Genomic DNA, 17098 nt, shown 5'->3' with positions numbered 1-17098 from the left:
AGAACCGCCCGTGATATCGACCCTGCATGTAGCCAGACTCAAAGCCTGGGGCGCCCACGGCTTTACCGCCACCGGTGTGGTACTGGCCTTTTTGGCCACCCTGGCGCTGCTGGAAAACTCCCCCAAGGCGTGCCTGCTGTGGCTGGGCCTGGCGCTGGTGGTGGATGGCGTCGACGGCTCGCTGGCGCGACGGGTGAATGTCAGCACGGTGCTGCCCAGCTTTGACGGCTCGGTGCTGGACCTGGTGATCGACTACCTCACCTACGTATTCATTCCGGCACTGTTTATCTACCGCTACATCGACCTGCCCGATTTCACCCACCTGTTTGCGGTGTCGGTGATCCTGGTGTCGTCGCTGTTCTGCTTTTGCAACGTGAACATGAAGAGCAAGGACAACTACTTCGTCGGCTTCCCTGCCGCCTGGAACGTCGTTGCCCTGTGCGTCTATATCATCCAGCCGGATGCGTGGCTCACCCTGCTGACCGTGATCGGCCTGGCGCTGTTGACCGTGACGCCGATGAAGTTCCTGCACCCGTTCCGGGTCAAGCGCTTCATGCCGATCAACATCGCGGTGACCACGATCTGGCTGTTGTGCAGCTTCCTGATGGTGGTGGACTACCCCAACACCAACCCATGGACATTTGGTCTGTGGTCGCTGATGTCGGCCTATTTCCTGGGTATCTGCATCTGGCGCACGGCCGTGGAATGGCTGGGCGCGCACAAATAACGCTCTAGAACGCCCCGTTGTCGTGGGGTACGACATCGGGGAACACCGCCGCTACCTGCCACTGTTCAGCGATCTTTGCATGCGCATCGACTCTGAACAGGTCCCAGAAAGTGTGGGTTTGACCATTGACCCGCCCTTCTGACTGGACCGCGACAAACTCACCTTCAGCCACCATCTTCCTGATCGCGACATACTCCTTGTCGCTCACCGCCAACGCTTGCGTCAGGCAAGCGGCGCCATCGGCAATTTCCGTAATGTGCTGCGCCAACCCATGCTTGCTGATGAACTCGGGCAGGCGCTGATGCTGCTTGTCGACCAGTACCGTCTGGACGAAGGCTTTAGCCGTGTTTGCGCTCTGCTGCGTCATGCCTGCATGTTCAACCGTCGCCGGGCCGTCAAGCTGGGTGCGGCCGGAGGCAGAAATGCGCATCACGGGCACCGACGCATCCCAATGTTCCTGGATCTGATCATCCGCGACGCGGAACATGTCGACGCCGACAACAGCTTCGCCGCCGGTGAATACGCCGTTGAGCCAGTTGCGATGAATACCGTGCAACACCACCAGGTCGCCGTCGCTGAAGATCCGCACCAGCTCGTAGCTGTAGTCGTCTCGCAGGCTTGCCACTAACTGCTCAAGACCTTCTCGGCCGGTTTGCACATAGGGGCTGTGCTGCTCGTAGGTCGGGGCGACCCACTTCTGGATAACGGCCGGGTCCTTGGCGGTCATCAGTTCGGTCCACATCGTGGTTACCACGTCTTTTGCGTTCATGTTTCACCTCGTCTTTGCAATTGGGAACTGTCGCAGTCGCTACTTCGCGTCGCCGTCAACAGCGCGCGCCAGGCCGAAATCGCGCAGCGCGACGTAGGGGTCCCAATGCTCGCGATAGGTTTTGATCTTGCCGCCGTCCAGCGTCACGATCGAAATGTAGTTCTGCTCATAGAGCTTGCCCGAGCCCCTGATGGTGGCCGTGCCGGTGTATTCGTAAACGTAGGTATGCGGGGTCTTCAGCGTATGGATGATCCAATTTTCTACCGGTCCGATATCCAGATTTTCCATATAAGGCACGAGCGAGCTGAAGTAGCGCTTCATGGCCTCGGCTCCACGGACCTCCTTGAAGAACAGGCCAAACTCTATGGGCGCGAACGGAAATTCCCAACCGCCGTCCGGGGTGAAATAGGGAGTCATCCGTGTCGGGTTTTCGGTCCAGCCGTTGACTGCATTGCAGACAAAGCGCGCCACTTCCAACGCATCGTCGGGGCCTTTGTAGGTGTGTTTCATGGTCTACCTCCAGGGGTCAGGTCATGCACGGGTGTGAATGGGATGGCTTCAGGTGATGGGGCGCAGTTCTCGCAGGAAGAGCGACAGCGCCAGGCCGATCTCGGCCGGAGAGTCTTCCTGCAGGCTATGAATGCCCGGCACGCTGACCTCGCGTTGATTGGCCCAGGTGCGGGCATAGGCCAGCGCACGCCCGGTGAGCACCGCGCCTGGCTCCCCGACGATCAGCAGCTTGGGCAGTGCCTCGGTCGCCAACCATGCGCCAGACGCCTCGATGATCTTGACGACATTGGCCGGTTCACCCTCGATAGGCAGTTCGCGGGGCCAGGCCAGGGTCGGCCATCGGTCTTCCCGGGTGGCAAAAGGCGCGCGGTAGGCGTCCATTTCCTCGACGCCCAGGGTGCGCAATGTGGTGCGAGGCAGGATCCCTTCGATGAAGAGGTTCTCCTCAAGGATCATCTGCTCGCCTGGTTCCGAGCGCAGGGCTTTGAAGAGGTCCTTGCCTGCGCCGGCGTAGTCGTCCCAGCTTCCCGGAAACACCACACCTTCCATATACACCAGCGCCTGTACACGATCCCGGTTGCGGTTGGCCCAATGCGCTCCCAGTGCAGTGCCCCAGTCATCGGTGACCAACACAACGTTGGTCAACCCCATGGCCTCGAACCAGGCATCGAGATAGCGGGCATGATCCTCGAAGCAATAGGCGCGAGTCGGCGACTTGCCCGAGAGCCCCATACCCACCAGGTCCGGCGCCAGGCATCTGCCGTGTGGCAGCGCGTGAGGAATGATATTGCGCCACAGATAGGACCACGTGGGGTTGCCGTGCAGGAAGACGATGGGGTCGCCTGCGCCGACGTCCACGTAGCTCATGTCGGTGTCGAGGACGGCAACTCGCTGGCGTGGATGCGGGTCGCCATATTGCGCAAGATTGTCGGCGGTAAGCAGAGGCATGTCGGGGGCTCCTTGAGTGCCAGCTGATTCGGTGAGTCATCAGCCTAACCAAAGGACAATCATCACAATAGATGCTAGTTTTGAACCCTCTGTTACTTGAAACCGGACAATAGAATGGCCACCCAGACTGTGCTGGAGGACCTCAACGATCTCTACTATTTCTCCATGGTCGCCGAGCACGGCGGGTTCTCAGCGGCGGGACGGGTGCTGGGCATCCCCAAGTCGCGCCTCAGCGCACGCGTCGCGGCGCTCGAACAACGCCTGGGCGCCCGCTTGTTCCATCGAACCACGCGCCACGTGTCCCTGACCGACCTCGGTGAGCGGTTTTTCATCCACTGCCGCGCCTCGATCACCGAAGCGCTCGCAGCCCAAGAGGTCATCGACATGGCCAGCGCCGCGCCGCGTGGGCTGGTGCGCATCAGTTGCCCGGTGCTGGCGACGCAGGTATTCCTGGCCCCTAACCTGCCGGCGTTCATGACCCTTTACCCCCAAGTGCGCGTACAGGTGCTTGCCACCGATCGCACGGTGGACCTGCAGGCAGAATCGGTGGACATCGCCGTGCGGCTGCGCCGGCCGGAGGACATGGACCCCGACCTGGTCGCCAAACCCCTGGGGATCAGCCGGCGCATCCTGGTCGCCAGCCCGGACTACCTCCATCGCACGGGGTCGCTGTCTCATCCGGACGAGCTGGCACAACGGCCAACGCTCTACTACGAAGCGGCGGATGAGCCGCAGCCACAATGGCTGCTGGTGGGCCCCGATGGTGCGCGCACCACCGCCAAGCTGCGGCCGACCTTGATGTGCAGGGAGCATGAAACGATCCTGAATGCGGCCATCCAGGGGTTGGGCATCGCGATGATGCCGGATGTTGCGTGCCTGCCCGCCCTAGCTCGACAGCAATTGGTGGTGGTGCTGCCAGAATGGAGTGCCCCCGAGCTGACGCTGCACCTGGCGTATTCGGCGCGGCGCGGCATGCTGCCTTCGGTCAGGGCGCTGATTGACTTTCTGTCCGAGCATCTGCCACAGATTGTGATGCAGAACTCGGTTCGGTGAGGCTGGGTGTCTACCCGCTCCCACAGAGGTTCTGTGCCAGGCGCAGATTTTGTGGGCAATACATAACCAATGTGGGAGCTGGCTTGCCTGCGATAGCGGTGGTTCAGTTGAAAATTCAGTGACTGACACTCCGCTATCGCGGGCAAGCCCGCTCCCACATTTGAATCGCCTAGACCCGCCACATCGCAGTAAGATGCTGGCTTTCTGCGGCCCTCCAACAATAAGCCCTGCCCATGCCTTTCGAACTCAGCGTTGACCTCACTACCCTGGCCATCCTGGCCGTTGTCGCTTTTATCGCCGGTTTTATCGACGCCATCGCCGGCGGTGGCGGTTTGTTGACCACGCCCGCCCTGCTCACCGCCGGCATGCCGCCGCATCTGGTACTGGGCACCAACAAACTCAGCTCCACCTTCGGTTCGGCCACCGCCAGCTTTACCTTCTACCGCCGCAAGCTGTTCCACCCACGCCAATGGGTGCACGCCATCGTCGGTACACTGATCGGTGCGCTGACCGGCGCGGTCGTCGCCCATTACTTGCCCGCCGAAACCCTGAACAAGATGCTCCCGGTGATCGTCTTCGCCTGCGGTGTGTACCTGCTGTTCGGTGGCACGCCCAAGGCGCCGCTGGATGCCGAGGCACCGATCAAGAAGAAATGGCAAGCCACCCAGGGCTTTGGCCTGGGCTTCTACGACGGCGTGGCCGGGCCCGGCACGGGGGCGTTCTGGACGGTCAGCACGATGCTGCTGCACCCCATCGACCTGGTGAAGGCCAGCGGCGTGGCGCGCAGCATGAACTTCGTCAGCAACGCGGCGGCGCTGACGGTGTTCATCATCAATGGGTCGGTGGACTGGATTGTCGGCCTGGCGATGGGGGTGTCGGTGATGTGTGGCGCGTTCTTTGGCGCACGCAGCGCGATCAGCGGCGGCGCCAAATTCATTCGCCCGGTGTTTATCACCGTGGTGCTGGGCCTGACCGTACGCCTAGCCTGGCAGCACTGGTTCAGCGTGGCCTAAGCGGCGGGCCACGTAGAGGTCGATGAGGTAACGCGCAATCGAGCGTGACGCCGGCAACGGCGGCAGCTCGTGGATATTGAACCACTGCGCATCTTCGATCTCGTCGGCCTGGGGCACGATATCGCCACCGGCGTATTCGGCATGAAAGCCCAGCATCATCGAGTGAGGGAACGGCCAGCATTGGCTGCCCATGTACTGGATGTTCTTGACCTCCACCTGCACCTCTTCACGCACTTCCCGGATCAGGCAGTCTTCGGCGGATTCACCCGGTTCGGCAAAACCGGCCAGGGTGCTATAGACCCCCGTGACGAAACGCGGCGAACGGGCCAGCAGGATCTCATCGCCACGGGTCACCAGCACGATCATGCTTGGCGAGATACGCGGGTAGCTGCGCAGGTCGCAGGCCTGGCAATACATCGCCCGCTCCCTCGGCACCTGCACCATCGCCTGGCCACAACTGCCACAAAAGCGGTGCTCCCGCGCCCAGGTGCCGATCTGCGCGGCGTAGCCCAGCACTTTGTACAGGGTGTGATCGCCTTGCAGCATAAAGCCGCGCAAGCCCTGCCAACTGCACCCTGGCACATCCGCCACCGAGTCGAGTTCCAGCAGGTACACCGGCTCGCCGTCGAGGTGGCCGATGCCGTGTTCGGCAAACACCGACAGGTCCTGGCGTTTGAGCCATTCGCGCGGGAACAGCGGGCCATTGGTGTCGTGTAAAAAGCCTTCGCGGCTGCGGGCGACGGCCCAGCCGCCAGGGGCGTCGTTGTCCAGCAGCGTTGTAGTAATCCAGCCTGGGGTCATGTCGGTCAATCCACGAATTCGGGTTTCTGCTTACTCATGTGGGCCGCGATGGCCACGCGCAGGTCGTTGGATTGCAACATAGCCGAGTTCCAGGTGGCAACGTATTCCAGGCCGTCATTGACTGTGTGGTCACGCATGTAGCTGATCATGGCCTTGGTGCCGGTCACGGCAATCGGCGACTTCGCGGCGATTTGCTGGGCCAGGTCCATGACACCCGCCAGCAGGCTTTGCTGATCAGCAAACACGCGGTTGACCAGGCCGATGCTACGGGCCTCTTCAGCGCCGAACTGACGGCCGGTGTAGGCCAGTTCACGCAGCATGCCGTCGCCGATAATGCGGGGCAGGCGTTGCAAGGTGCCGACGTCGGCGGCCATGCCGATGTCGATCTCCTTGATTGAGAATTGCGCGTCCTCGGCGGCATAGCGCATGTCGCAGGCACTGATCAGGTCGATGGCGCCGCCGATGCAATAGCCCTGGATCGCCGCCAGCACGGGCTTGCGGCAAGTGTCCACAGCGTTGAACGAGGCTTGCAGCTCGAGAATCTTGCGGCGTAGCAGACGCGCATTGCGCCCCACGTCCTTGCCAAAATCATTGGCGATCGAGGCCAGCATCATCAGGTCGATGCCCGAGGAAAAGTGCTTGCCCGCCCCGCTGAGCACCACGGCACGCACGGCGTCGGTTTCGTCGATCCATTGGAAGATGTCGATGATTTCGGTCCAGAACGCCGCGTTCATGGCGTTGATCTTTTCCGGGCGATTGATCTGCACATGGGCAACGTTGCCGCTGAGTTCGACAACGAAGGCTTGGTATTCGGACATGGCAGTGATCCCTGACTGGCGATTGAGAAAGGCCACACTATATCAAGGGTGCGCCACGGCGCATCGGCCAAAAGCGGGACTGGCACCGGCGCAGGAAAAGACGCTGGATAAAACCCCGCACACACGCCATCCTTCGCGCTTTAAGCCGCACCGTGCGCGGCGTTCGACGTTTAAAGGAAATTCCATGCAACTTCATCCCCTCGCCCCTGCCGATTTCGACGCCATCGAGGCCACCCTGCTGCAGTACGGCGACGACCATTCAGTGCTGAACATGGCCGAACTCGACGGTTACTTCACCGCGCTGGTCTCAAGCCCCGCCCGAGTGGACGTGGCCGAGTGGTTCCCGGCTATCTGGGGCGGGCAGAACCCGAAATGGGACAACATGGACGAAGCCCAGGCTTTCCTTGATCTGTGCGTGCGTCATATGAATACCCTCGCCGCGCAGTTGGCCACCGACGCCCAGGCATTCAAGGCCCGTTTCGATGACACCGAGCATCAGGGCCAGGTGGTGACCCTGGCCGAGGAATGGTGCTTTGGCTATGTGCGCGGTGTGGCGATCGCCGACTGGCCGCCATTGCCCGCTGTACAAGCCGGGCAACTGGAGCGGATTTCCTGGTGCGCCGAGCAGGACAATTTCGAACTGCCGGCAGACCTGGATGTAAACGCCCATCAACAGCGGGTCAGCGAGATCGAACCGGCTGCGCGTGCGCTGCATGACTACTGGCTGAGCCAGCGTTAAGGCCGTAGGAGCGAGCTTGCTCGCGAAAAACTTACCGGCGCCGCGTTCATTCAGGAAGCACGCTTTATCGTTGACGTTTTTCGCGAGCAAGCTCGCTCCTACAGTTAGGGCAAGTCCCTCACACATTTGGGCACGCAAATCACCCGCTCACTCGACAAGCATGGCGTGTTTGCCTGATGATTCGGGTCCGCACGTCGGCCACTCCACGCCACCTCGCCTTGACCAGGAGCCTTGTACCTTGAGTTCGCAGAAAACCGTGACCGTTACACCGCCCAACTTCCCCCTCACTGGCAAGGTCGCGCCCCCCGGCTCCAAATCCATTACCAACCGTGCGCTGTTGCTGGCGGCACTGGCCAAGGGCACCAGCCGTTTGAGCGGTGCGCTCAAAAGCGATGACACGCGCCATATGTCGGTAGCCCTGCGGCAGATGGGCGTCACCATCGACGAGCCGGACGAGACCACCTTTGTCGTCACCAGCCAAGGCTCGCTGCAATTGCCGGCACAACCGTTGTTCCTCGGCAACGCCGGCACCGCCATGCGCTTTCTCACGGCTGCCGTCGCCACCGTGCAAGGCACCGTGGTGCTGGACGGTGACGAGTACATGCAAAAACGCCCGATCGGCCCGCTACTGGCTACCCTGGGCCAGAACGGCATCCAGGTCGACAGCCCCACTGGCTGCCCACCGGTGACGGTACACGGTGTGGGCAAGGTCAAGGCCAAGCGCTTTGAGATTGACGGTGGCTTGTCCAGCCAGTACGTATCGGCCCTGCTGATGCTGGCCGCGTGCGGCGAAGCGCCGATTGAAGTGGCACTGACCGGCAAGGACATCGGCGCCCGTGGCTACGTGGACCTGACCCTCGATTGCATGCGTGCGTTCGGTGCCCAGGTGGACGTCATGGACGACACCACCTGGCGCGTGGCCCCCACCGGTTATACCGCCCATGACTACCTGATCGAACCCGACGCTTCCGCCGCCACTTACCTGTGGGCCGCAGAAGTACTGACCGGTGGCCGTATCGACATCGGTGTAGCCGCGCAGGACTTCACCCAGCCCGACGCCAAGGCCCAGGCTGTGATCGCGCAGTTCCCGAACATGCAGGCCACGGTGGTAGGCTCGCAAATGCAGGATGCGATCCCGACCCTGGCGGTGCTCGCCGCGTTCAACAACACGCCGGTGCGTTTTACCGAACTGGCGAACCTGCGCGTCAAGGAATGTGACCGCGTGCAGGCCCTGTACGATGGCCTCAACGAAATTCGCCCGGGCCTGGCGACCATCGAGGGCGATGATCTGCTGGTAGCGAGCGACCCCGCTTTGGCTGGCACCGCCTGCACCGCACTGATCGACACCCACGCCGACCATCGCATCGCCATGTGCTTTGCCCTCGCCGGGCTTAAAGTCTCGGGCATTCGCATTCAAGACCCGGACTGCGTGGCCAAGACCTACCCTGACTACTGGAAAGCCCTGGCCAGCCTGGGCGTTCACCTAAACGACTGACACACAAACCTGTAGGAGCGAGCTTGCTCGCGAAAAACGCACAGGTTCCGCGTTTCTTCAGGAAACACGCGTTATCGTTGACGTTTTTCGCGATCAAGCTCGCTCCTACAACTCTGCCGGGAGCGTCAATGACCCTTCGCCAACCCTGCCCACCTGGCGCCTGTGTCTGCAACCGTGAACAACTGCTGCAAGCGCCCGGCGCTGACCTGCGCATTCTGCAACTGACGCGCCAGCAGGAAAAAATCCTGCTGGCGCGCCTGGAAAACCTCAAGAGCCTGCAAGACCTCGAACACCTGCAACAGCGGATGTACGAGCAACTGGGCATCCGTGTGCATATCGCGCCCGGGCATACCGAGGTCAAGAGCATGCGCGGGATCCAGATCGTCATCGACGAACTGCCGGGCATGTGTCGCAAGACCCGCCAGTCGATCCCCGCTTCCATTCGCCGTGGCCTGGAGAAAAACCCAGAGATTGCCTACCGCTTGCTGGACGCCCACGACCTGTTTCGCGACGTCTGAGTTATCCCGCCACTGCCTCTCGCTCGAACAACCCCTGCCCCACAGCTCGGGCCTTGTGCAAATGCACCTGGGCGGTGCCACTTTCCGAGTCCAGCAACAGCTCGGAGGTGAGTACCTGCGCCCCGCAATAATCAAAGATGCCGTAGTCGATCTGGGTGTTCATGGCCTTGGCATAACCGTGTCGCTCAAAGGCACTTTCATCGGCCCCACCCAGGGCCAGCAGATGCACCTGCACATGCCTTAGTTTCTTCTGCACCGGTGTATCGGGGCCGTAATCAATCGCCCAGCCATTGACGAATACGCGGTCGACCCAGCCCTTGAGCAACGCCGGCATCGACCACCAGTAAATAGGGAACGCCAGCACCAGCGCGTCGGCGCGGTCTATGCGGGCCTGTTCGGCCAACACGTCGGCTGGCGGCGTGGCGCGTGTACGGTGCACCCGATGGTCGGCGGCGCTGTAGCGTGGGTCGAACCCTTCAGCGGCAAGGTCGGCTATTTCGAAGGTGTGGCCAGAGGCGCTCAAGCCCGCTCCCACCTCGGCGGCCACACTATGAGTGAGGGATTGCGGGTCGTGATGAGCAACAACGATCAATGCGTGCATGACTTTGACTCCGTTTCGGCTTAATCTACTTTTAGTAAGTTACGTCGAATAAGTTACTTTTGGTATATAAGCATGTCAAGCAGTGAATCCCCTGCCCCACGTCGTCGTTTGTCCCGTGAAGATCGCCTGCGTCAGTTACTCGACGTGGCCTGGCAATTGGTGCGTGACGAAGGCACCGACGCCCTGACCCTGGGCCGCTTGGCCGAGTTGGCGGGCGTCACCAAGCCGGTGGTGTACGACCACTTCGCGACGCGTGCGGGGTTGCTGGCCGCGCTGTATGCAGACTTCGACGCGCGCCAGGACCAGGTATTTGCCAATGCCATCGCCACCAGCAACGCGACCCTTGAGGACCGCGCGTGGGTCATCGCCTCGTCGTATGTCGACTGTGTGCTGTTGCAAGGTCGGGAAATTCCAGGCGTGGTTGCCGCCTTGAGCGGTTCGCCGGAGTTGGAAGCGTCCAAGCGTGAATACGAGGCGATCTTCCTCGATAAGTGCCGGGACGCGCTGTCGCCCTTCACCCACGGCGGCAGCATTTCCCAGGCCGGCCTGCGCGCCATGCTCGGCGCGGCGGAAGCGCTGTCCCACGCGGCGGCCAATGGCGAGATCAGCCGCGAGGAAGCTCAGCAGGAGCTGCTGGAGACTATCCTCGGGATGGTCAGGCGCGTCAGGCCGTAGGCAGACGGCCCTGGACGAACAGTTGCGCCTTGCGCGTCAACTGGTCCAGGTGCCGATCGCGCTGTTTCTCTGCGTCGACCATGGCGCGCTTGCCGTGTTTTTGCAGCAGGTAGGTGTGGATCTGCCGCACTTCCAGCGAACTGTAGATCGAGGCCACATCCAAAACCCCCATCCGCCCATCGGTGCCGTAGTTGCGGGTGTTCATCACAACCTGGGTGCCACGCGCACCGCGCACCTGGAACCCCAAGGCTTCGAACACCGCAACCTTCTCTACCGCACAGGCCAGTTCGGCGTGGGGATAACGCGCCAACACCTCGTCCAGCATGCTGCGCGCCACACCCTGGCGACGAAAGCCGGCCTGCACCGCCATAAACGCGATGCCACAGGCGTGCGGATCATCCTTCACCGGCAGATACAGGCAAAAGCCCACCACTGCGTCGTCTTCCATCGCCACGACCAACTCCACCGCAACGCCCTTTTCGCCATTCAACGCCTCAAGGTACAGGTGTACCTCAAACCCGATGGCGTACTGGTAGATGTTGTAGAGCAGGTTGCTCGGTGCCAGCGCCACGCTGCTGATGTCGGTGAGGTTGTCTACCACCATCTGCAGGATCTGGCTGTTGATCGGTTCGGGGCACGGTGTGGTGTAGCGGGTAAGGCTGAACATGCAAATTCCTGGGGTTTCGCGTCAAGGCAGCGGCGATTGTACCTGTTGCGGGCCGCTCATGGCCCGCACACCTCGCGCAAACAGGTGCGCAGCCAGCGATGGGCCAGGTCGGCGTCCTGTCGCGGGTGCCACAGCATCGCCACGGTAAACGGCGGCAACGTCACCGGCAGCTCAAAGCAGTGCAAGCCTCGAGGCGGCACGCTGATATAGCGCTCAGGCACGCTGGCGATCAGGTCGGTGCCCCGCGCCAGGGCGATGGCCGTGTTGAAACCGGCGACCACGATGCTGACCTGCCGAACCAGACCTTGCACCTCAAGGGCATCGTCGATCTGGCCACGGTCCTGCCCGCGCCGCGACACATAGACGTGTTGTCCCTGGGCGAAACGCGCTGCGCTCAAAGGGCCGCGACTCAGAGGATGGCTCGCGCGCACCACGCCCACCAGGCGGTCACGAAACAGCGCCTGGGTCAGCACCTCGGGGCTGGCGCCGACATCGACCACACCGGTTTCCAGGTCGACACCACCGTCGCGCAGCAACGCACTGTGCTTGTCGCTCTTGTGCACGAAACGCAAGCGCACCCCTGGGGCGTCCTGGGCGATACGCGCGAGCAATGCAGGGCCGAAGCGTTCGACGAACTCCTCACTGGTGCGCAAGGTGAAGGTGCGTACCACTTCACCCAAATCCAGGGTGTGCGCGGGGCGCAATACGGCGTGGGCGTCCTGCACCAATTGGCTGACCTGCTCGCGCAGTTGCAACGCCCGGGGCGTCGGCACCAGGCCGCGCCCCGCACGCACCAGCAACGGATCGCCCGTGGCCGCGCGCAAACGCGCCAAGGCCCGGCTCATGGCCGAAGGGCTCAGGCGCAAGCGCTGGGCGGCGCGAGCGACGCTGCCTTCGGCAAGCAGCACGTCCAGGGTGATGAGTAAATTGAGGTCGGGCATGTGGGCTCCTTATCAGGCGTTGGACGCAGCTATAACCTGCAACCCATGCGTCTTCCGCCATGTTAGGCGACGCCGTAGATTTGTGACAGGTGCATTCACTCAAGGAAACGCGCATGCAAACTTCCACACGCGGCGGCCTGGTCGCCTTGTCGCTGTCCATGTTGCTGGCCGCCCTGGGCACCAGCATTGCCAATGTCGGCCTGCCCAGCCTGGCGCACGCCTTCGGGGCATCGTTTCATGCCGTGCAGTGGGTGGTGCTGGCCTACCTGCTGGCCATCACCGCCGTGATTGTCAGCGCGGGGCGCCTGGGCGACCGTCTGGGGCGCCGGCGCTTGCTGCTGGCCGGGTTGCTGGTGTTTGCCCTGGCCTGCGCCGGGTGTGCCGCCGCGCCAACCCTGTCCTGGCTGATCGGCGCACGGGCATTCCAGGGCCTGGGCGCGGCGATCATGATGGCGATGACCCTGGGCATGGTGGGTGACACCGTCACGAAAGCAAATACCGGCCGAGTCATGGGCTTGCTCGGCACCATGTCGGCACTCGGCACGGCCATGGGGCCGAGTGTCGGCGGGGTATTGCTCAGCCTGTGGAGTTGGCGCGCGCTGTTTCTGATCGGCCTGCCCTTGGCGGGTGTGGCTGCCGCCCTCGCCTACCGTTATTTGCCGGTGGATGCTGACCGCCGCGACGCTTGGCCAGGCGATACATTCTGGGCGCCCCTGCGCGATGCGCCGTTGCGCGCCGGCTTGGCCATGAGTGCCCTGGTGTCGGCAGTGATCATGGCCACGTTTGTGGTAGGCCCGTTCTACCTGTCCCGTGGCCTGGGCCTCGATCCCGCCTGGATGGGCTTGGCCATGGCCGTGGGGCCCGCGGTCGCGGCGGTGACCGGTGTACCGGCGGGTTACCTGACTGATCGCCTCGGCAGCCAGCGCCTGACGCTCATGGGATTGGGCGTGATGCTGTGCGGGGCCTTGTTGCTGTCGCAGGCGTCCGGGCTTGGCGTTTATCTCGCGGCGCTGATTGTGTTGACGGCCGGCTACAGCCTGTTCCAGGCGGCCAACAACACGGCGGTGATGAGCGATGTACAGGCGACACGCCGAGGCACGGTGTCCGGCCTGCTGAATCTGTCGCGCAACCTGGGCCTGATTTTCGGCGCATCGGCCCTCGGCGCGGTGTTCGCCCGCGCCACCCCGGATGTCAGCCACGCCGCGCCCCAGGCGGTGGCTGCCGGTTTGCACGCCACCTTCGCCATGGCAGCAGGTTTGCTGCTGATAGCCGCACTGATCGCCTGGAAACGTGCGCAAAGGCCGAGCAGCGCGAAGCAGACAAATATTGACAAGCTAAAATCGTAACGACTATTGTCTGACAACCTGATCACCAAGGTTTTCCCATGCTTGAGCTCCAGCGCCCCGATTCGCTTGTCGTGCGGGTTGTCAGCGCCATTCGCGCAGAAATCGAATCCGGCCAACTGGCCCCGGAGTCGCGCCTGCCGACCGAACAGCAATTGGCCGAACAGCTCAACGTCAGCCGCTCCGTGGTGCGTGAAGCCATTGCCCAGCTCAAGGCCGACGGTGTGCTCACCGCTCGCCGTGGTCTGGGTTCGTTTATTTCGCAGACCCCTGCGGGCACGGTGTTTCGGTTTCCGCAGCCCAACGGGCGACGACCTGACCTGGCGCAGATGTTCGAAGTGCGCCTGTGGATCGAAACCCAGGCCGCTTCGATTGCCGCCCAGCGCCGCGACAGCGCCGACCTGCAGCGCATGAAAAGCGCGTTGCAGGCCATGCAGGACAACCGCGACGACTTTGAAGCCGCAGCCCTGGCCGATGTGGAATTCCACCGCGCCATTGCCGACGCCAGCAAGAATGACTACTTCGTGGCCTTCCATGACTTCCTCAGGAGCCAGTTGGCCAGTGCGCGTAAAACCGCGTGGGAGAACTCGGCGTCGCGCTTTGCCACCGGCTCGGCCGATGCAACCGAAGAACATCAACAGCTCTACCAGGCCATCGCCGACGGCGACGCCCAGCGCGCTGCTGCCAGTGCCGAGGCGCACCTGCGTGCCGCAGCGCAGCGCCTGCAACTGGAATTGCCGACCACGAACTGATGCAACCTGTGTGAAGCGTGTCCTTGGACACGCCATTTTTTTAACAAAAACATTAGTCTGACAACCTGATAAGCAGACTGAAATGTACAGCCTAGGTACCCCTGCAATGATTCATGACTTTTGCATTATCGGCGGCGGCATCGTCGGCCTGGCCACCGCCATGGAGCTGCTCAAGCGCCAACCTGGCGCGTCGCTGGTGATTCTCGAAAAAGAGTCGGTGCTGGCCAAGCACCAGACCGGCCACAACAGCGGCGTGATCCATGCCGGCATCTACTACGCGCCCGGTAGCCTCAAAGCCGATTTGTGCAAGCGCGGCGCCGAAGCCACCAAGCAGTTCTGCCGTGAACACGGGATCAAATTCGAGGTGTGCGGCAAGCTGCTGGTGGCTTCAAGCCCCCTGGAAATGCAACGCATGGAAGCGCTGTACGCCCGCGCCCAGCTCAATGGCATGCAGGTCGAGCGCTTGAATGCCGAACAACTGCGCCAGCGTGAACCGAACATCGTCGGCCTCGGCGGCTTGTTTCTCGATGCCACCGGGATTGTCGATTACCGCCAGGTGTGCGAGACCATGGCCCAGGTGATTCGTCGCCACGGTGGGCAGATCTGCCTGGAACGCACCGTCACCGCCATCCACGAAGACACCGATACGGTCACCGTCAACACCGAGGGCGAGACCTGGCAGGCCCGCCACCTGGTGGTGTGCGCCGGCTTGCAGTCAGACCGCCTGGCGCGCCTGGCCGGCATCCGCATCGACCATCAGATCATCCCGTTTCGTGGCGAATACTTCCGCCTGCCCTCCGCCAAGAGCAACATCGTCAACCATCTGATCTACCCGATTCCCGACCCGCAGCTGCCCTTCCTCGGCGTGCACCTGACCCGCATGATCGACGGCAGCGTCACCGTCGGCCCCAATGCTGTGCTGGGCCTGGGCCGCGAGAACTACCGCAAGTTTTCGGTGAACTGGCGCGACGTGGCGCAGTACGCCAGCTTCCCGGGATTCTGGAAAACCCTGTGGCAAAACCTCGGTTCCGGCACCACCGAGATGAAGAACTCGTTGTTCAAGTCCGGCTACCTGGAGCAGTGCCGCAAGTACTGCCCGTCCCTGACCCTCGATGACCTGCTGCCCTACGAGGCCGGTATCCGTGCCCAGGCGGTGATGCGTGACGGCAGCCTGGTGCACGACTTTCTGTTCGCCCAAACCTCACGAATGCTGCATGTGTGCAATGCGCCCTCGCCGGCCGCCACCTCAGCCATGCCCATCGGCGCGATGATCGCCGACCGCCTGTTCCACCCCCAGTAAGACCGCACCGCCCGTTCACCCAACAATAACTACAAAGACCCAGAAGGAAATCCAGCATGTCGGCATCCGCCTCCATCCCCGGTACCGAAACGCCCGAACAAACCCGCAAGCGCCTACGCAAAGTCGCCGCCGCCACCATCTTCGGCTCGATGCTGGAGTGGTACGACTTTTACCTGTACGCCACCATGGCGGCGATTGTGTTTTCGAAGATCTTCTTCGATAACAGCGACCCGAAGACTGCCACGCTAATGGCCTTTTCGACCTTTGCCATAGGCTTTATCGCCCGCCCCTTCGGCGGCATCCTGTTTGGCTACCTGGGCGACAAGTTCGGGCGCAAGCAAGTGTTGGTGCTGACCTTCTGCCTGATGGGCGTGTGCACCACCTTGATCGGCTTGATCCCCAGCTACGCCTCCATCGGCATCTGGGCCCCGATCCTGCTGGTGTTTATCCGCATCATCCAGGGCCTGGGCGCGGGTGCCGAGCTGTCGGGGGCGGCGGTCACCTCCTACGAACACGCCTCCCAAGGCAAGCGTGGCAGCCAGGGCGCCTGGCCGGCATTGGGACTGAACCTGGGCCTGTTGCTGTCCTCACTGACCATCTACCTGCTGACCATCAACGGCAACGAGTTCCTGCTGGCCGGCGGCTGGCGTATTCCGTTTATCTGCAGCATCGTGCTGGTGGGCGTCGGCCTGTGGGTGCGCAACAGCATTCCGGAAACCCCGCAGTTCGAGGAGCTGAGCAAGGAAAAAGCCAAGGCCAAGCCATCGCCCCTCAAAGCCTTGTTCAAGAACGACCTCAAGGGCCTCGCCGTGGTGTTTTTTGTCGCGATTGGCTACAACGCCCTGAGCTACATCTTCAAGACCTTCTCCCTGGCGTACCTGACCCAATTCAAAGGCGTGGACGTGCATGTCACCTCGCTGTCGGTGACCATCGCCAGCCTGGTGGCCATCGTCGCCGTGCCCTGCTTCGGCTGGCTGTGTGACAAGTGGAGCAGCAAGACCGTGTTGATGCTCGGCGGGCTATGCTCGCTGTTGTTCGCCTACCCGTTCCTGGCCCTGCTCAACAGTGGTGAAAGCCTGATGATTTACCTCGCCATCGGGGTGGGCACCGGAATCCTCGCGCCGATGATGTTCGCCCCCCAGGGTTCGTTCCTGAGCCGGCAGTTCCCGACGCAAACGCGCTCATCGGGCTTTGGCACCGGGCGGGAGATCGGCACCGCCATTGCCGGTGGCCTGGCACCGCTGGGCGCGCTGTCGATGGTAGCGGCCTCGGCCACCCACTCCACCGATGGCGTGGTGGTGATCCTCGCGATTTCTGCGTTGTTGGTGGTGGTGTTTGCCCTCTGCGATCAGGGCGCGAAACACTCGACATTCAAGAACTGAGCAAAAAAAGTTCGGACCAACGGGTGCATGGATGCACCTGGATCGC

General features: G+C 62.4%; 19 protein-coding genes. 11 read left to right on the top strand and 8 right to left on the bottom strand.

Annotated elements, in window-relative coordinates; translation table 11 throughout:
* The first annotated feature begins 10 nt into the window (after window positions 1-10).
* Window positions 11-727 (top strand): phosphatidylcholine synthase, encoded by a 717-nt coding sequence (gene pcsA / locus TX24_RS06480; protein ID WP_057709933.1) that lies wholly within the window; start codon window positions 11-13, stop codon window positions 725-727.
* 4 nt (window positions 728-731) lie between these two features.
* Here pcsA and TX24_RS06475 read toward each other — a convergent pair whose 3' ends face one another.
* From TX24_RS06475 to TX24_RS06465, 3 genes are read right to left on the bottom strand one after another with little or no spacing between them, the layout of a single operon-like run.
* Window positions 732-1496, bottom strand: a complete 765-nt coding sequence (locus TX24_RS06475; protein WP_034135520.1) for a nuclear transport factor 2 family protein — start codon at window positions 1494-1496, stop codon at window positions 732-734.
* Window positions 1497-1535: 39 nt separating this feature from the next.
* Window positions 1536-2006, bottom strand: coding sequence for a nuclear transport factor 2 family protein (locus TX24_RS06470; RefSeq protein WP_057709932.1), 471 nt, complete (start codon window positions 2004-2006; stop codon window positions 1536-1538).
* A gap of 48 nt (window positions 2007-2054) precedes the next feature.
* Window positions 2055-2954 carry a haloalkane dehalogenase gene (locus TX24_RS06465; protein ID WP_003191014.1) on the bottom strand — a complete coding sequence of 300 codons (900 nt, stop codon included), beginning with the start codon at window positions 2952-2954 and terminating at the stop codon, window positions 2055-2057.
* A gap of 114 nt (window positions 2955-3068) precedes the next feature.
* Between TX24_RS06465 and TX24_RS06460 the strand changes: the two genes are divergently transcribed.
* Window positions 3069-4007: a LysR substrate-binding domain-containing protein gene (locus TX24_RS06460; protein ID WP_057709931.1), complete on the top strand. Its 939-nt coding sequence runs from the start codon at window positions 3069-3071 to the stop codon at window positions 4005-4007.
* A gap of 233 nt (window positions 4008-4240) precedes the next feature.
* Window positions 4241-5020 carry a TSUP family transporter gene (locus TX24_RS06455; RefSeq protein ID WP_003191011.1) on the top strand — a complete coding sequence of 260 codons (780 nt, stop codon included), beginning with the start codon at window positions 4241-4243 and terminating at the stop codon, window positions 5018-5020.
* Here TX24_RS06455 and nudC read toward each other — a convergent pair.
* Both nudC and TX24_RS06445 read right to left on the bottom strand, forming a co-directional pair.
* Window positions 4988-5821 (bottom strand): NAD(+) diphosphatase, encoded by an 834-nt coding sequence (gene nudC, locus TX24_RS06450; RefSeq protein WP_003191009.1) that lies wholly within the window; start codon window positions 5819-5821, stop codon window positions 4988-4990. The genes TX24_RS06455 and nudC overlap by 33 nt on opposite strands.
* A 5-nt stretch (window positions 5822-5826) precedes the next feature.
* Window positions 5827-6639, bottom strand: a complete 813-nt coding sequence (locus TX24_RS06445; RefSeq protein ID WP_003191008.1) for a crotonase/enoyl-CoA hydratase family protein — start codon at window positions 6637-6639, stop codon at window positions 5827-5829.
* A gap of 184 nt (window positions 6640-6823) precedes the next feature.
* Here TX24_RS06445 and TX24_RS06440 point away from each other — a divergent pair, with 184 nt between their 5' ends.
* The 3 genes from TX24_RS06440 (at window position 6824) to TX24_RS06430 (ending at window position 9391) form a co-directional block, all read left to right on the top strand.
* Complete coding sequence (locus tag TX24_RS06440; RefSeq protein WP_034135518.1) at window positions 6824-7378, top strand: UPF0149 family protein; 555 nt, start codon at window positions 6824-6826, stop codon at window positions 7376-7378.
* A gap of 238 nt (window positions 7379-7616) precedes the next feature.
* The gene (locus TX24_RS06435) at window positions 7617-8873 is read left to right on the top strand and encodes a 3-phosphoshikimate 1-carboxyvinyltransferase (RefSeq protein WP_003191005.1); all 1257 of its coding nucleotides are present in this window, start codon (window positions 7617-7619) and stop codon (window positions 8871-8873) included.
* Window positions 8874-9001: 128 nt separating this feature from the next.
* Window positions 9002-9391, top strand: coding sequence for a hypothetical protein (locus tag TX24_RS06430; RefSeq protein WP_003191004.1), 390 nt, complete (start codon window positions 9002-9004; stop codon window positions 9389-9391).
* Between the two features lies 1 nt (window position 9392).
* On the opposite strand, the gene TX24_RS06425 is transcribed toward TX24_RS06430, so the two are convergent.
* Window positions 9393-9992 carry an NAD(P)H-dependent oxidoreductase gene (locus TX24_RS06425; RefSeq protein ID WP_057709930.1) on the bottom strand — a complete coding sequence of 200 codons (600 nt, stop codon included), beginning with the start codon at window positions 9990-9992 and terminating at the stop codon, window positions 9393-9395.
* A gap of 72 nt (window positions 9993-10064) precedes the next feature.
* Between TX24_RS06425 and TX24_RS06420 the strand changes: the two genes are divergently transcribed.
* Window positions 10065-10667, top strand: coding sequence for a TetR/AcrR family transcriptional regulator (locus TX24_RS06420; protein WP_034135514.1), 603 nt, complete (start codon window positions 10065-10067; stop codon window positions 10665-10667).
* Here the strand turns inward: TX24_RS06420 and TX24_RS06415 are convergent.
* Window positions 10657-11334 (bottom strand): GNAT family N-acetyltransferase, encoded by a 678-nt coding sequence (locus TX24_RS06415; RefSeq protein WP_057709929.1) that lies wholly within the window; start codon window positions 11332-11334, stop codon window positions 10657-10659. The genes TX24_RS06420 and TX24_RS06415 overlap by 11 nt on opposite strands.
* Window positions 11335-11390: 56 nt before the next feature.
* Entirely contained in the window at window positions 11391-12275 is an 885-nt protein-coding gene (locus TX24_RS06410) for a LysR family transcriptional regulator (protein ID WP_057709928.1), read from the bottom strand.
* Window positions 12276-12388: 113 nt separating this feature from the next.
* On the opposite strand from TX24_RS06410, the gene TX24_RS06405 reads away from it, so the two are divergent.
* From TX24_RS06405 to TX24_RS06390, 4 genes are all read left to right on the top strand, one after another.
* A complete protein-coding gene (locus TX24_RS06405; protein ID WP_057709927.1) occupies window positions 12389-13621 on the top strand; it encodes an MFS transporter in 1233 nt (410 codons plus the stop codon).
* A gap of 38 nt (window positions 13622-13659) precedes the next feature.
* Window positions 13660-14370, top strand: a complete 711-nt coding sequence (locus TX24_RS06400; RefSeq protein WP_003190996.1) for a FadR/GntR family transcriptional regulator — start codon at window positions 13660-13662, stop codon at window positions 14368-14370.
* A 106-nt stretch (window positions 14371-14476) separates the two neighbouring features.
* Window positions 14477-15670: an L-2-hydroxyglutarate oxidase gene (gene lhgO, locus TX24_RS06395; RefSeq protein WP_003190995.1), complete on the top strand. Its 1194-nt coding sequence runs from the start codon at window positions 14477-14479 to the stop codon at window positions 15668-15670.
* 56 nt (window positions 15671-15726) lie between these two features.
* Window positions 15727-17052, top strand: coding sequence for an MFS transporter (locus tag TX24_RS06390; protein WP_003190993.1), 1326 nt, complete (start codon window positions 15727-15729; stop codon window positions 17050-17052).
* The last annotated feature ends 46 nt before the right edge of the window (window positions 17053-17098 follow it).

It is taken from the genome of Pseudomonas lactis (genome assembly GCF_001439845.1).
In the GTDB taxonomy this organism is placed as follows: Bacteria; Pseudomonadota; Gammaproteobacteria; order Pseudomonadales; family Pseudomonadaceae; genus Aquipseudomonas; species Aquipseudomonas lactis.
This window is presented reverse-complemented; position numbering and strand designations above follow the sequence as displayed.